This window comes from Njordella calcicola, from assembly GCF_056494125.1.
Map to the genome: position 1 here is coordinate 4,717,623 of NZ_CM151396.1, position 14,381 is coordinate 4,732,003.

The 14,381-nt window shown below is 51.0% G+C and carries 11 protein-coding genes; 7 read left to right on the forward strand and 4 right to left on the reverse strand.

All coding sequences use genetic code 11. From position 1 onward, the window contains the following. Nucleotides 1-45 precede the first annotated feature (45 nt). Both SH302x_RS18110 and SH302x_RS18115 read left to right on the forward strand, forming a co-directional pair. The gene (locus SH302x_RS18110; protein WP_479363887.1) at nt 46-2,547 is read left to right on the forward strand and encodes an ABC transporter permease; all 2,502 of its coding nucleotides are present in this window, start codon (nt 46-48) and stop codon (nt 2,545-2,547) included. Next, nucleotides 2,531-3,814, forward strand: coding sequence for a hypothetical protein (locus SH302x_RS18115; RefSeq protein ID WP_479363889.1), 1,284 nt, complete (start codon nt 2,531-2,533; stop codon nt 3,812-3,814). Before SH302x_RS18110 ends, SH302x_RS18115 begins: the two co-directional genes overlap by 17 nt. Before the next feature lie 687 nt (nt 3,815-4,501). On the opposite strand, the gene SH302x_RS18120 is transcribed toward SH302x_RS18115, so the two are convergent. Then, nucleotides 4,502-5,401: a sugar phosphate isomerase/epimerase family protein gene (locus tag SH302x_RS18120; RefSeq protein WP_479363890.1), complete on the reverse strand. Its 900-nt coding sequence runs from the start codon at nt 5,399-5,401 to the stop codon at nt 4,502-4,504. A gap of 253 nt (nt 5,402-5,654) precedes the next feature. Between SH302x_RS18120 and SH302x_RS18125 the strand changes: the two genes are divergently transcribed. Further along, nucleotides 5,655-6,611, forward strand: coding sequence for a sugar phosphate isomerase/epimerase family protein (locus tag SH302x_RS18125; protein WP_479363891.1), 957 nt, complete (start codon nt 5,655-5,657; stop codon nt 6,609-6,611). Nucleotides 6,612-6,637: 26 nt separating this feature from the next. Here the strand turns inward: SH302x_RS18125 and SH302x_RS18130 are convergent, their stop codons facing one another. Further along, nucleotides 6,638-6,919 carry a (2Fe-2S)-binding protein gene (locus SH302x_RS18130; RefSeq protein WP_479363892.1) on the reverse strand — a complete coding sequence of 94 codons (282 nt, stop codon included), beginning with the start codon at nt 6,917-6,919 and terminating at the stop codon, nt 6,638-6,640. Nucleotides 6,920-7,052: 133 nt separating this feature from the next. Between SH302x_RS18130 and rlmN the strand changes: the two genes are divergently transcribed. The 3 genes from rlmN to rsmG are packed head-to-tail and all read left to right on the forward strand — an operon-like array spanning nt 7,053 to nt 9,786. Beyond that, nucleotides 7,053-8,120 carry a dual-specificity RNA methyltransferase RlmN gene (gene rlmN, locus SH302x_RS18135; RefSeq protein WP_479363893.1) on the forward strand — a complete coding sequence of 356 codons (1,068 nt, stop codon included), beginning with the start codon at nt 7,053-7,055 and terminating at the stop codon, nt 8,118-8,120. A gap of 37 nt (nt 8,121-8,157) precedes the next feature. Next, entirely contained in the window at nt 8,158-9,075 is a 918-nt protein-coding gene (locus tag SH302x_RS18140) for a class I SAM-dependent methyltransferase (RefSeq protein ID WP_479363894.1), read from the forward strand. Nucleotides 9,076-9,078: 3 nt separating this feature from the next. Beyond that, nucleotides 9,079-9,786, forward strand: a complete 708-nt coding sequence (gene rsmG, locus SH302x_RS18145) for a 16S rRNA (guanine(527)-N(7))-methyltransferase RsmG (RefSeq protein ID WP_479363895.1) — start codon at nt 9,079-9,081, stop codon at nt 9,784-9,786. 407 nt (nt 9,787-10,193) lie between these two features. Here rsmG and SH302x_RS18150 read toward each other — a convergent pair whose 3' ends face one another. Then, a complete protein-coding gene (locus SH302x_RS18150; protein WP_479363896.1) occupies nt 10,194-11,843 on the reverse strand; it encodes a hypothetical protein in 1,650 nt (549 codons plus the stop codon). 531 nt (nt 11,844-12,374) lie between these two features. Here SH302x_RS18150 and SH302x_RS18155 point away from each other — a divergent pair. Beyond that, on the forward strand, nt 12,375-13,607 hold the full coding sequence (locus SH302x_RS18155; protein WP_479363897.1) for an ISL3 family transposase: 1,233 nt from the start codon (nt 12,375-12,377) through the stop codon (nt 13,605-13,607). Here SH302x_RS18155 and SH302x_RS18160 read toward each other — a convergent pair. Then, nucleotides 13,604-14,236 (reverse strand): hypothetical protein, encoded by a 633-nt coding sequence (locus SH302x_RS18160; protein WP_479363898.1) that lies wholly within the window; start codon nt 14,234-14,236, stop codon nt 13,604-13,606. The genes SH302x_RS18155 and SH302x_RS18160 overlap by 4 nt on opposite strands. Nucleotides 14,237-14,381: the final 145 nt, after the last annotated feature.

The window sequence follows — 14,381 nt, forward strand, 5'->3', positions numbered from 1 at the left end:
TGAAATCGGTGGCACTGAAAATCAGCAAATACAGGCAAGCACGCTATGAACTTCTCCCCTTCGATTCGACGTCTAGCATGGAAAGAGTTTCGCTTAATCGCGCCGTTGATTGTTTCGCTAGTCGGCTTGGTGCTGCTGTCGCTTCTTTTAATGCCCGGGGCTGACCGTGGATATGCAACTTTAATCTTTGTCGGTGTCCCCTTACTGTATGCGGTCGGTGTGGGCCCAATCTTGATTTCGATGGAAAAGGATCAGCGTACGTTACAATGGAATAGATCGATGCCAATTGCATCCCAAGAGCTTGTCAACACAAAGCTCGCGATTGCAGTTACAGGGTTGCTTGGGTCATGGTTAATCAGTGGTGTATTCATTGGTCCGGTGCTTGAGAGCCACGACGTTCAAATTCTTTTTGGCCAAGCCCCATTTGCTATGCAAGGCCGCGACTATTTGTTTGGGCAGCCACTTCTGTATTCCATTTTCCATTCTTGCTTTCTGTTGCTCGCGGGAATGGCACTTGCGTGGAGAATGCCGTCGGCATGGACGGCGATTCTGTCCTTACTCGCCGTTTCCTTGCTCCCTTCGCTGACGATCAATTGGATCGTCATGATGATTCGGTGGGCCGATCCTGCCCTGCCGAAGGACTACGCGCCGGTTTCTGTTTTGGTTTTAACGCAGATCGCATATATTGTTGCCGTTGCATGGTTCCTCCGTCGCCAATCAGTATTCGCATTGCAACCCGAAGTCGCCTCACGACGGAACGCGGAATTTTCTTTTGATGCAATCACAAGCCGGCTTGCAGGCCGCTTGCAGTTGCTCAGTCGAAAATCGGTGATGAGCCCAACGACGGCGTTAATATGGCTGCATATTCGACAAAACGGCTGGCTGATGGTTGTCGGTAGCGTCGTCTTGCTAGCGTACTTCATTAGTGGATTCAATGATTTTTTTGGGCCCTTTCAGTCACTGGAACGGTCTGATCATTTCATCGAGTTCTTTATTTCAGTTTCGCCGCTTGTCATCTTTTTCATCGGATTGCTTGGATGTTGGACGTTTCAGTCCGATTCCACCAAGCAGCGAATTCGATTTCTGTGTGAGCGTGGTGTATCAGCCGCCCAATATTATTCCACTCGGATTTTGATTCCAGTGATTACGGTCGTGCTGGTGTCGATCGTTGGATTAATCGCGATCTATGTGGCTGAAAGGCTGGGAAGAAGTAGCATTTCGCATTCAACCAGTTGGTTCTTACTTACCCTTCTGTTTTGCGGTGGTTGGTTGGGATTTGGAGCGGCGCAGTGGACTGGCAACCTCGTACGCTCACCGGTGTTAGCAACGCTTCTTTCGCTTTTCTTTGTGGCGTTCGCAGTCTTGTATGGGTTAACGGCTTACAAGTATGCCGCAGCTCCGGTCTGGTTATTGATTGCTGTCGGATTTCTGCCATTCATTGCAACTCGATGGACGCTGCAGCGTTGGATGGAACAACGCATCGGCATTCGGCAAATGCTAGTGCATGCGACCATTTTCGGCGTGTGGTTACTAGCTCCACTTACGCCTTTGTGGTGGTCCTATATGACACTGTTCCGTTTGGACCGTTCTACTCAGGCAGAATTGCAAAAAGTCGTTGATCAGTGGCCCAACTTGCATTTACATACAGGAAGCGCTGGTATCGTGAATCTCTCTTACAAGCCGTTTCCAATCTATGAACTCGATAAATCAAAATCCACTCGACCTAAATCATTAAGTGAGTTGATACAGCAAAATATTGATTACGTCGAAGGCACTTTGAAGAACTCGACTGGACCAGTATCCTGGAGTCATTGGAACAATCGCCATCTTTTAAGTTTAGCGACGATAAGCAGACTTCGCTGGCTGGACCTCAAGGCAGCCAATGATACGGTAGCCGCAGACGATGAAGCGGCTTCTTACAATCGCTTGATTGGATTGCAGTTGGATATACTTGCAAGACTCCGCTTGAACCCAACGATCAGTATGCAGGATTCAGCGGACCGGATTTCCGTGAGTCTCTTGGACGAAATGCATCAAGAAGGCAGGGTCGAGTTGTTGAACAGTGCGAACCGCCAAGCTGCTTATCGGGTATTCACCGATCATGAATATCGCGTTGAAGCCAGAAAGAAAGCGGTCGCGCTGAGCTGGCGAGAATATCGACGAGATCTCGCACGAGGATTTCGAGTGTACCTGGGCGGATACGACTTGGAACCGAACGACGACCAGCCAAAGCCCAAAGTTCCGTTTGGTCTGTACGTGAAGGAGTTGAGGATTCGGAATCGCGGTGATCGACTCACCAGCGAACTGTGGAAGGTCACTACCGAATCTCCGACGAATATAACTTTCGAAGACCGCCAACGCCTGCATGATGCGTTCGATCGACAATGGCCGATTTTATTCAAGTCCTACACTGACGCTTCCATCTCAGAGCTTAATTCGGCCAGTGAGGCAGATGCGCTTCCCAATTTACTGCTATGGAACGGCCACTGGGAACAACTTGCGGATCATTTTGCACGACGGGAGTTGAGTGATGACAAATCAAACTAATGACCAGAGAACGCGTGTTCGATGGCCAGCGCGACTGCTTTATGCGACCATCGGCGCTTTCGTGTTATTGGGCGTCGGGGTAGCTGTTCGCGAGTTTGCGGCTCATCGCCATGTGCAAAAACTGAAAGGCGATTTGAAGGCGCTGGGCTATCCTATGAGTCTGGAAGAACGATGGGGCTATCATCAGGCGAACTCGCAAGCGTTCGATTTAACCGAGGTATATCAGTTTGCTTCGATTGGCACAGATATCCGCGGCACGGAATCGCTGCGCGAACTGCGACCGCAATCCCAATCGTCGGAGGAGTATGAACTCCGTCAAGCAAGTAGCAAGCTTCGACACGACATTGAACTCGCGGAGATTCTTGAGCCAGTGTTGCGTCGGCTGCCATCATTGAAGCTACCGGAGTCGCCCGTTCGCTTAGACCAAGACGTTTTCCAAAAAGATGCGACTTGGCAATACGCTAGTTCTCGACGGCAGCTACTGCGACTCCTGCATCTGGCGTTTGATACCGCCGTTAGAGACCGGGACGCCAATCGCGCCATGGCGACGCTTACTCAGATCGATCGAGTCACCACTGCCTTTGACTGGCAATTGAATACGTTATGCACATCGATTTTTTTGAGTGAGCGTCAATGGCTGTACGACCATATCAAGCGTTCAATGAACGAGGATGTGTGGACCGAGGATCAACTTCACGATATCCGAGAGCGGTACCTAGTTGAGATTAACTATAGCGACAGACTGCAACGAGCGACACTTGGCGAACTGTACAGTGCGAGTGAATCAGGGAAGCAATGGGCTGACAGGATTCCATCGGTGCAGGCTGCTGGTTATCAACACCTCGCCGATATTCTGGAGATAGCGCAAGGCCCGCTTGGTGATGTTCAAAAGCGGGTCAGGAGTTGGCAGCGAGAACGCTTGGACCGAAGGATTTATGAGGAACCAAACTCTGTATCAAAATTAGCGTCACGGGCTGCGCAATTAATTGTCGAGTCGGCGATCGATCTTGAGTTGAATCGACGGTTAGTACTACTGGCAGTGGCGGCGAAACAATACCATCTGAAGTACCAACGATGGCCGCAGCAATTTACCGATCTTATCGACGTAGGGATCGAATCGAATATTTGGTCCGAAGAGTTGCACGCTCATTATCGGATTATCCCTAACGATAACGATGGATCGATTGATGTTGATTTCCAAAAAACGCAACTTGATAAGAGCTTCTACATGGAACGCCCAACGGCCGTTAAAGTCCAGGTCCGATGAGCTTCTTTGCATGCCGGACCATGGACGATACTTGGATATGTCTCCTGTGAGTAAGGGGGTGGGAATGTTTGTAGTACCGCCTTTAGGCCGCATGTTCGTAGTACCGCCTTTAGCGGAATTCATCTGAGTTTCTCGCAGGCGCTTCCGCCTAAAGGCGGGACTACGAACAGGGAACACCCCTCCCCGACTGCTCGCGGAACTCGCAGTCGCCCCCCCCCAATGGGAGGGTGAAGAAACGCGTACGCCTAGCGGCTGACGGTTAAACGAAAGCGATGCTCTTCGTAGGCCGGTAACAAGGTCGCTTCACTTGTTGCCGGAACTGCGCAAAGCCAATCAGTGAATGACCGATTGGTTTAGTGATGCTCAATAGGTACAAGCGACCGATGTTCCGGCGCGGGGGTGAGCTTTGCTTGTTCCGGCCTACGGTAGCGGCCGACCCCTCCCAATGGGAGGGTGAAGAAACGCGTACGCCTGGCGGCTGACGGTTAAACGAAAGCGATGCTCTTCGTAGGCCGGTAACAAGGTCGCTTCACTTGTTGCCGGAACTGCGCAAAGCCAATCAGTGAATGACCGATTGGTTTAGTGATGCTCAATAGGTACAAGCGACCGATGTTCCGGCGCGGGGGTGAGCTTTGCTTGTTCCGGCCTACGGTAGATCTATGAACGAAAAGCCATTACGTTGAAACCTCAAGCGATATTCAGTACTTCGTCCATCTCGCCCGCGATCACTTTCAACGCCGCCAAATCGCCGCCACTGACTTCTGCTGCACACCAGCCCACAAACTTGATCTCCGCCAGTGCAGCTCGGACGTCTGCCCAAGGCAGATCCCCTTTTGTGATTTCCGTGAACTTGTCGTCTGCTCGTGAAAAACCCTTAATGTCCAGCTTCACGACCCGCTTGCCCAAGGTGCGAATCCAATCGCCGGGATTACCGTACTTCCAATGGTTACCAATATCAAACTGCATCCCGACCCACGGCGATTGGAAGTGATCGACGTAATCGGCAAACTGTTGCGCTGTCTGGTCCGTGGGGCCATCGTGAACATACAAGTAGTGGTTCCAGACATTCTCGATCGCGATCACCACACCTAGTTCGGCCGCCAAAAGAACCGCTTTTTCAATGTTCGGAATCGATCGCTCATGCAATTCCTCCAACGAGCCATCTTTGCCATGACCGATCACCAATAAAGTTGTGTGTCCCCCAACTGCATGCGTTTGCTCGATGGCTGTCCGCAAGTCCTGCAGCGCTTGCTCGCGTACCTTGGGATCGGGATCGGTATGACGTACATTCCAGTGCGTCGAACAGACGCTGCCATCAACCGGCAAACCCGAGCTTTCAATCGCCGCGAGCACTTCTTTGGTGTCGTAGCCCGGCGAGTCGATCTCGATACCGTCAAATCCTGCTTGTTTGGCGATCGCGAACTTTTCCGCTAACGATTTACCGCTGCGGACCATACCGATCTTCAATGTCTTTTTAATTGGCAGTTTCGCTTCGGAGCTCTGAGCAGTCGACCATCGCGATGTGGCAGCGACGGCGGCAAGGACAGCGGAGCTTTGCAATAAATTGCGGCGGGAGAACGATTGCATTGTGGAACCTATCAGCGAAGACGAATCAAGTGGGTCGGCTCGATAGCTACCATAGCATCGAGCAATTGTAGGAAGGTCAGGGCGGCGGCTTGTAGCAGACTACGTTTGTTGCAAGTCGCCAAGATATTCTATCACAAATGCTTGGGGTGTTTCGACGTTGGAGCGCTTTTCACGGCCCTCCCTAGTTGACGCAGCTCGCTCAAACGAAAATGATTGCAGCTTCCCAACCTTTCCTCACAAGTGAGACCCACTCATGCAAGACCGACGCCAATTCCTCGCCTCCGCCGCAGCTCTTTCTGCTCTTGCCGCAACGCAGTCCCATCCTTCAGCCTTGGCCCACGACTCGGCGGCGGACAGTATCGCATCGAATGCCAAGAAGATCCGTTATTGCTTGAATGTCAGCACAATCAACAATAGCCAAGTCGATATTGTGGATCAGATCGCAACGGCAGCTCAAGCGGGTTATGACGGTATTGAGATCTGGCTGCGCGATGTAACGCGATACTTGGAGAGCGGGAAAAAGCTACCGGAGCTGCGAAAGCGAATTGTGGATTCGGGGCTGCGAGTCGAAAGTGCGATTGCGTTTGGGCAATGGGTTGTGGACGATGAAGAAACGCGTCGCAAGGGATTGGCAGAATGTGGTCGCGATATGGAGATCACGCGTGAATTGGGCGGTCGCTTGATCGCAGCTCCACCAACGGGTGCGACCAATGGCGCGAAGCTTGAGTTGAACGCGGTCGCTGATCGTTTCGCGGAGCTGATTGAGATTGGCCGCGCTCGCGATTGTTTTCCGCAACTTGAGGTCTGGGGGTTTTCCGTAAACTTTGCCAAACTAGCCGAGGTGCTGTATGTGCTGGCAGCAGTTCAAGATCCTAACGCCTGTATATTGCCTGACGTTTATCACTTGTACAAAGGTGGCTCTGATTTTGCGGAGATCGGTGCGTTAGCTGGAAGTGTGACCAAGGTGTTGCATATGAACGATTATCCCGATATCGTTCGCGACAAGATTGGCGATGCGGATCGTGTGTATCCCGGCGATGGGATAGCTCCGATTCCGATGATCCTCAGCACGATGTTGAGCAATGGATTCAAAGGCGTCTTGTCTTTGGAGTTATTCAATCGTGAGTACTGGAAGCAGGACCGCAACGAGGTAGCTCGCACTGGGCTGGATAAAATGAAAGCTAGCGTCGCCGCCGCCTTGGCGTATTAATGCGGACGGCACTCGGAGAGTACCTGCTACTTTTTGGCACGATACTCCGCGCGATTTTGGCTGTATTCTTCCTCGGTCCCAGGAAAGCAATCGCTGACCCAAGCGTCAACCTGGTCGACTTCCGGCAAATCCTCATGAGGAATCTCCGCTAACTGACGCAATGTCGGCCGACACCAACCACACCCTGTTCCCGCATTAAAGCAATTGCTCAGCTCGCTGGCCCGCTGCGGTTTGGTCCGACGAATAAAGTTGATCAGCTTACGAAAGCTAACGTGAAAGCACATACAGACTTCGTTGTCCGCCTTCATAAAGTCATTTCACTCACGTAATAACGGAGGACCGCTAAAAAGTCTGCTAAGAACTGATTCGCCAGAATAGGGAATTCAGGCTAAGATAGCGTGAATCGCACTTTTTAACCATCCACCGCTAGCACCGCCGGTAATGACTGTCAAACAGCATATTCTCGATCTCGATGCCCAACAATTACGGGCTTGGCTCAAAGACCAAGGCCAACCGGCCTTCCGTGCCCAGCAGATTCAAGCGGGGATTTTTCAACGCCGATGGACCGAATTTGAACAAATGTCCGACTTGCCAAAGGCTCTTCGGACCGCGCTCGCCGATCACTTTCAGATTCTCAGTTCCACCATCGTCGCTCACCAAACCGCCGACGATGGTACGGAAAAACTACTGCTGCAATTGCAAGATCAGAACCGAATCGAATGCGTTCTGCTGCGTGACGGTGACCGCAGATCGATTTGCATCAGTTCCCAAGTGGGCTGCGCGATGGGTTGCGTTTTTTGCGCTAGTGGATTGGACGGCGTTGAGCGCAATCTGACGGCGGGCGAAATTATCGAACAGATCGTGCATCTGCAAAAGCTGCTGCCTGCGGAAGAACGCATCAGTCACATCGTGATGATGGGCATGGGTGAACCACTAGCCAATATCGACCGCGTCATCGCCGCGCTGGAGATCGCTCGAGATCCCAAAGTCGGCTTCGGGATCAGCCCACGCCGGATCACGATCAGCACGGTGGGGATTCCTAAATCCATTCGTAAGCTAGCCGATGAACACCAACCATATCAGCTAGCGATCAGTCTGCACGCACCCAATGACGAACTGCGATGCAAGATCGTACCAGTGAATAAGAATATCGGTATCGAAGCCATCATGGAGTCCGCTCAGGAATATTTTGAGGTTACCGGCCGACGGTTAACGTTCGAATACGTCTTGTTAGCCGACATCAATGACTCTGAAGTGTGTGCCGACCAGTTAGTGCAATTGCTGCGTGGCCGTGTCGCGATGCTGAATGTGATCCCATATAATCCAGTGCCTGGTTTGCCGTACAAAACACCTTCGGCAAAAGCGATCCATCGTTTCCGAGAAGTTTTGCAAACCGGTGGCATTAACGTCATGTTCCGTCAACGAAAAGGGGACGCGATTCAGGCCGCTTGTGGGCAACTGCGTCGCAAGCCTGAGCTAGCGGTCGAAGTTTATCAGCCGACCTTTTGAATCGCGTTTCTAAGTACATCAACGCAGGATCCCCGCCATGCTTAAATCTCTCCAAGCTGTTTTCCTAAAAGCGTTGAGGTTGTTGGCAAACGTTCACGCCTCAATCATGGAAGCCACAAAAACACGAGCCACTGAGCCGCTGGGCGATAGCCCCGGTTGTCGGGTGCGAGGCTACAATAACCGGGGCTATTGCCCTGCGGCTGATCGAGGTGTAAACGGTTGCATTTTGTTGGCAACACTCGCAGCGCTCTTGGTCGCTGGTTTATCTTCTCCCGCGATTGGCCAAACCAGAACACAGGGTTTCGCTCAATGGGAGGAACTCGACACCGCGAAACGACTCGAACCCAGGAAGTACTATCTTGATCGACGTATTGCACCGACCATGAGTTATGCGGGCGGAGCCAGTTGGCTAGTGCGACCAGAACGCGAATCCGAAGAGAGTTCCCAAGAGTTGCTGGCCAATCTCGGCATTCGTCCTGGCATGGTGGTGGCTGATTTTGGTTGTGGAGTAGGATATCACGCGTTGCCGATTGCCAAACTGGTCGGACCCTCGGGCAAAGTTTTCGGCATCGACATTCAGGCACCTATGTTGCGAGCCTTGATGGCACGAGCCAAAGAGGAATCGATCACGAATGTAGAAGCGGTGCTGCCGCGTGGTAATGTGGCAGATATGCCCGAAGGCGTCTTTGATTTGCTGATCATGGTCGACGTTTATCACGAACTGGCGTTTCCGGCTGAGACGCTGCAGCAAATTCGCAAATCGCTCAAATCCGATGGGCTGGTAGGTCTGGTTGAATATCGCGGCGAAGACCCCGATGTCCCGATTCTGCCAGAGCACAAAATGACGAAAGCTCAGATTCTAAAAGAGTACCAAGCCAACGGATTCGAGTTGCATTCCACCTATGACAGCTTACCATGGCAACATTTAATGTTCTTCCAAGCAAAGAAAGATTAGTCGTTGGAATCCTCGCACAACAGTCCGTCACAACCAGGTTCATTGGACACTCAAGCGTTAGCTCAGCAACTGCAGACCGCCGCGGTCGCTTGTGGCATGACGGACATCGCTGACGATCGCTACGAATTGCTCGCTCGCTATTGCCAAGAGTTGTGGGGGTGGAACGAAAAGATCAATCTCACGCGGCACACGACCCCCGAGCTATTTGTGCATCGCGATTTGCTGGACACGTATCGATTGGTCAAGCACTTGGAGCCCAACGAGCGAGTGTTGGACTTTGGTAGCGGTTCTGGCGTGCCCGGTTTGACTTCGGTGATCTTGCGACCGGACTTGGATATGAAGCTGTGCGATTCGGTCTTGAAGAAAGCCAAAGTGTTGGAAGAGATTGCAGCGGCTTTGAAACTGCCTGTGGTTGTTTATGGTTTGAACGTGAAAGAAGTGTTGGAAGAACAGACATTCCACACGTTGACGGCGCGGGCTGTCGGATCGCTCAGCAAGATGGTCACGTGGTTGAAACCTTACTGGGGTCGCTTTGGTCGACTGTTGACGATCAAAGGACCTAGTTGGGTGGAAGAGCGTGGTGAAGCGCGTCACATGGGCATATTGCAAGACCAGCAGTTGCGGAAGCTGGACGAATACGAAGTCCCCGGTCATCACTCGGCCAGTGTTATTTTGCAGATCAACAAGAAGCAATCGCTGCGAGCCGAATAGCTCAGTAGACCAGCTACGCGTATTCTTCGTTTAACCGTCAGCCGCAGGCGTACGCGTTCTTCGTTTAACCGTCAGCCGCAGGCTTACGCGTTCTTCGTTTAACCGTCAGCCGCAGGCGTACGCGTTTCTTCACCCTCCCATTGGGAGGGTCGACTGCGAGTTCAGCGAGCGGTCGGGGAGGGGCTGTAGCGCGTTGCTAGTCTCGCCCGCAGGCGGAAGCTCCTGCGAAGAACTCAAGTGAATTCCGCCTAAAGGCAGTACTACAAACTCCCCCAGCTCCGGAACTTCGGTCGCTTGAAACTCGTTAACGTCACTACCCCGATCAGATAATGTTTGATTGGCTTTCCGCAGTTCCGACAAGAACGCAAGCAACTTCACAACCGGCCTACGCGCTGCGGTTGACCTTGCTAGTGTATCTCAGCACCAGCCAGCAGTTCTGCGAACGACTCGTCGTCAAGTTTCATATCGAGCACCTTGCGTACATCCATCTTTGGCGTTTGGTCGTTGATTGAATGCCACTTTAATTCTACGGTCCCTCGCTTGATCATGACCAAACCCTTTTCCCCGTTGGGATAGTTTCGTTTCTGACGAATCATCACCGAGATCTTTGTGGGCAGAGGAATGCCATTGCGATCTTCATGTTCAAAGCGATAGCTGGAGTGTGGCACACTTGTTCCATCCGGTAGTTGCGTTTGGAAATCCAGTCTTGTGAAAACGTGCAAAGTTGGATGGAAATCGGCAACACTTACGAACTTTGATTCTCGTTCATGTCTGATGTGGGTACATCGCACCGTGCCGTCAAGTTGTGCCACACAGGTGGCGTCCGCGTAATCGTCCAACAAGTTTCGAATATGCTGTTGGGCCAACTGTCCCCGCAGCATGTACGGAAAGCCTCCCATTGCCGATAGCTCGAAGCTTGGTATTTCCCTCTTCATCGCTTCGGAATAACTCTTTCGCTCCCCGGGAGTCCAGCTCTTGGAAATTGGTCCATTCAGTCCAGTGGGACCTCGGACTCGGAGCATCTGGTTTGTATACAAATACGCCTCCCGGACCGACAAACGTTTGTCGGGTACGTACCCGTGAATGGTTGCCAAACTGTTATCGGCATGACGCAGGTATGCAAATTCCTCCGCACTGCGATCCATCATCATCCGGTGTTTGGAAATTGAATTACCGCTCAGAATGAACTTGCGTTCTTCCTCTTTTTCGGCGGTCACGGTGTAGGTTTCAGTGACCGAGACGTCGAAGCGCTGAATTGCATCGCAGTTGGCATAGCCAGCCTCTAAATAGTTTTCGCCACCTGCATCGCTCGTAGGCTGTGCCGTTCCCACAAATAATAAATGAAACTTAGCTACGTTGTCGCCAACACCGGCCACATGAACAACTACTACTTGATTTTCGATATCGCGAGGACTGTCGAAAGCGAGCGTTGCCCGGAACAACTGGTTTGATAGCGATGACACCGCCGCTTTCTTAATCGTCAATGGCGGGACGTCGCTGGAACTGCTGCTTGAGCCAATCTCGAAACGAAAGTCGTTCTCCGATAATTCGAACGGAACCAAGCGATTGATGCGAATCAATACCGAAGCCGAATAATCGCCATCGTCGATTGCCACAACTTGTACCTTGCTCGGCAACGCCTCCACATCTGCGTACTTTGCGAAGGTCGCGACAAAGGTGATGCTAAGGCGATGCTGTAAATCTGCTGTAAAAACTTGGACTTGTTGCCGAAAACTCGGAGTGTAACTCGTTTCGGGAATCTGAATGACAAAAACAAGTTTGGAAGTGGATGCTGGAGCAAATGGCTCAACTGGGAAATCAAGTTGAACGCGGCCGTCATTGGCGCGGACAGAATCAAAACTTACAGAGGCATCCGTTGCATTAAGCACTTCTATTGTGCCAACGATTTTTTCACCCAATCGAACTTCGCCCAGGTCAATATTCTCAATGGAATTGCCAGCCCATTTTCTGGCAAAAGCTTGATGCTGTTCTTCTTGGGCAAGAGCGCTAGAACACAGCAGGAAAAGCAAGATCCAGACTCGTGTTGCGTAAATCATCACATGACCTCACCGAGAAACAGCCGTCCTGCTCAATCCGAAATCATAGAGGGGACGAAAACCAAAGTCAAGATTTTTTCGCACTGCTCGCAGAACGTAGACTGCGGAACGACCGCCAATGAGATGGACACACCATTGCTCAGGAATTTTTTGTGTGACGCATTTGCTTGGTGAACCTTGCGATCCACCAAACGGGATGAAGAATTGTCCCGCGTCCTTTTCGCTTTCAGCTTTTGTATTCGGAAAAACTCAACTACTCTCCTGCAGAAATGAAGTTAAAGATACTGGTGTAATTGGACTCAATCTTGTCAACATCCGGAAAGTCTATTTCCTCATTGACCTTCAGCCACTTTATGTCAACAGTCTTGGAATTATCGATACGTATTTTCTTGTCGTTTAGCCTTTCGATCCGATAACCTGAACTTGTTTTTTTCACCGGTAATGGGATGTCTTTGATCAATTTGTATTCGGGTTCTTCGTGGAATTTAGTGGGTAGGTGCGTAGATTTGGCCGTTAGCGTATTCTTTGTCTATGAAAGAAGCAACTACTACTCACTATCATGCGTTACTTGGTTTGGACGACAACTGGAGCGTGCAATCGGTTGATTTTCGCCCTGCTGAGAAGGCCGTAGACATTCACATCAATCATACCGGAACAACTCTGCGTTGTCCTCGCTGTGATGCCGCCTGCTCACAAGCCGATCTTGCCCCTGAGCGAACTTGGAGGCATTTGGATACGATGCAATTTGTGACTCGCATCCACGCCTTGGTTCCCAGAAGCAAATGCTCTCAGTGCGGCGTGTTGACCATAGCGATTCCATGGGCCCAAAGGCACGGACGTTTTACGCTTATGTTTGAACAAGTTGCCATTGAAGTCATTCAAGCTTGCTCATCGCTCTCAGCGGCCGCTAAGCTACTGGGAATAGATTGGGCGGCAACTAATGGCATCATGCAGCGTGCGGTGGAGCGTGGGCTCCAACGCCGAAACATGGACGAAATTGAGCATGTTGGTATCGATGAAAAGAACTTTGGTAAAGGGCAGGATTACGTTTCGGTCTTGACCGACTTGGATCAGCACCGCGTGCTAGAAGTTGTTCCTCAGCGGACGCAGCAGTCTGCAGAAAAGCTATTAAAAACCTTGCCCGAACCACAAAGAGCGAAGATCAAAGCGGTTGCCGCTGATATGTGGAAGGCATTCCTAGCTGCCATCAGGGAAGTGTATCCAAACGCTGCTATTGTGCACGACAAATTCCACGTCAGTAAGTACCTTGGAGAAGCAGTTGATCTTGTCCGCCGCCAGGAGAGTCGATTGCTTGCCGAGAGAGGTGATGAGCGACTCAAGGGCACTAGGCAACTACTGCTATTTGCACGTGAGAAATTGTCGGAGGCGGATCGAAACTATCTCTACCAGTTGCAGCATTCGGACATCAAAACAGGTCGAGCATGGTCGCTTAAGGAGAATTTCAGGCACTTCTGGGAATGTACCGATCGAGACACTGCTGAGATGACGTTCGCTGGCTGGTACGGATGGGCCACACGCTGCCAAATCAAACCGATGGTGAAAGTCGCCAAGATGCTCAAGAGGCACTATGAGGGTCTTATGGCCTACATAGACCATCGAATAACCAACGCGATCAGCGAAGGCTTCAACAGTCGTATCCAATCCATCAAAAGTTCAGCTCGCGGATTTCGCAACTTCGACAACTACCGTACTCGGATCCTGTTCTTTTGCGGTAAACTCAACCTCGACTTGGAAATCCCTTAATCACTAAATTCCACGAAGAACCTGTATTCGTATTGCTGGCTCTGAGATGAATCAATCAGTGAGTAGTCTTTAGAAAAATCAGAGTTCTTCACAGCGGACGACCCGAGCGGTAGCATTGTCTGATTATTCATCCGGATTTTTATGACCAAAGGGCTCGCAGGATTTTCCGGTAGAGCGAATACGGTTTCCTCTCCAAGTATTGCCTGTGCCTGGAACATTCCCAGACTCTTCAACTGCATATCAAAGAATGTGCGTCTATCCAATCCCCCGGTCGATCCTTGGATTGGAAACACGTAGAACTCTATCAGTGGTAGCCGTTGCGATTCAAACTCAGCAAAATCTTTAGCAGGCAAGTGAACGTTAACCTGCCCAAGAATTTTTGTCCTACTTACGCCGCTATGGTAGTATTCGACCGACGCACGTCCGGGCAACTCTTTTGCAGACGTAATTTTCGCCAAGTCAACTACGTTAGAGCTTGAGTACACAATCTTGACGATCAGTCCCCACTGTTGCTTTGGGGACTTGATGAGTCGGAAAAACGCTTCTTCGTACTTTTTCCCAGCCTGGTCCACTTCCAATGTAGATTTCTCACGCACAACCACATCATAAGATTCTAAAGGCTCAACCATGGCGAGATAGGCCTGTAGCAAGTTGGATTGTTCAACTTGTTGGGCCGAGCAGTCTCGAGTTCCTTTGAAACAAATTGCAGAAATGCAAAATACGATGCACGTCAAAGTGCGAATTGACACGACTTTCATTAATGCGGCCTTCCAA

Bases quoted from the DNA above. Each gene is read 5' to 3' on its own strand.
- SH302x_RS18115 (WP_479363889.1), top strand. From the start codon at position 2,531: ATGACAAATCAAACTAATGACCAGAGAACGCGTGTTCGATGGCCAGCG.
- SH302x_RS18125 (WP_479363891.1), top strand. From the start codon at position 5,655: ATGCAAGACCGACGCCAATTCCTCGCCTCCGCCGCAGCTCTTTCTGCT.
- SH302x_RS18140 (WP_479363894.1), top strand. From the start codon at position 8,158: ATGCTTAAATCTCTCCAAGCTGTTTTCCTAAAAGCGTTGAGGTTGTTG.
- SH302x_RS18150 (WP_479363896.1), bottom strand. From the start codon at position 11,843: ATGATTTACGCAACACGAGTCTGGATCTTGCTTTTCCTGCTGTGTTCT.
- SH302x_RS18155 (WP_479363897.1), top strand. From the start codon at position 12,375: ATGAAAGAAGCAACTACTACTCACTATCATGCGTTACTTGGTTTGGAC.
- SH302x_RS18130 (WP_479363892.1), bottom strand. From the start codon at position 6,919: ATGAAGGCGGACAACGAAGTCTGTATGTGCTTTCACGTTAGCTTTCGT.
- rlmN (WP_479363893.1), top strand. From the start codon at position 7,053: ATGACTGTCAAACAGCATATTCTCGATCTCGATGCCCAACAATTACGG.
- SH302x_RS18120 (WP_479363890.1), bottom strand. From the start codon at position 5,401: ATGCAATCGTTCTCCCGCCGCAATTTATTGCAAAGCTCCGCTGTCCTT.
- SH302x_RS18110 (WP_479363887.1), top strand. From the start codon at position 46: ATGAACTTCTCCCCTTCGATTCGACGTCTAGCATGGAAAGAGTTTCGC.
- SH302x_RS18160 (WP_479363898.1), bottom strand. From the start codon at position 14,236: ATGGTTGAGCCTTTAGAATCTTATGATGTGGTTGTGCGTGAGAAATCT.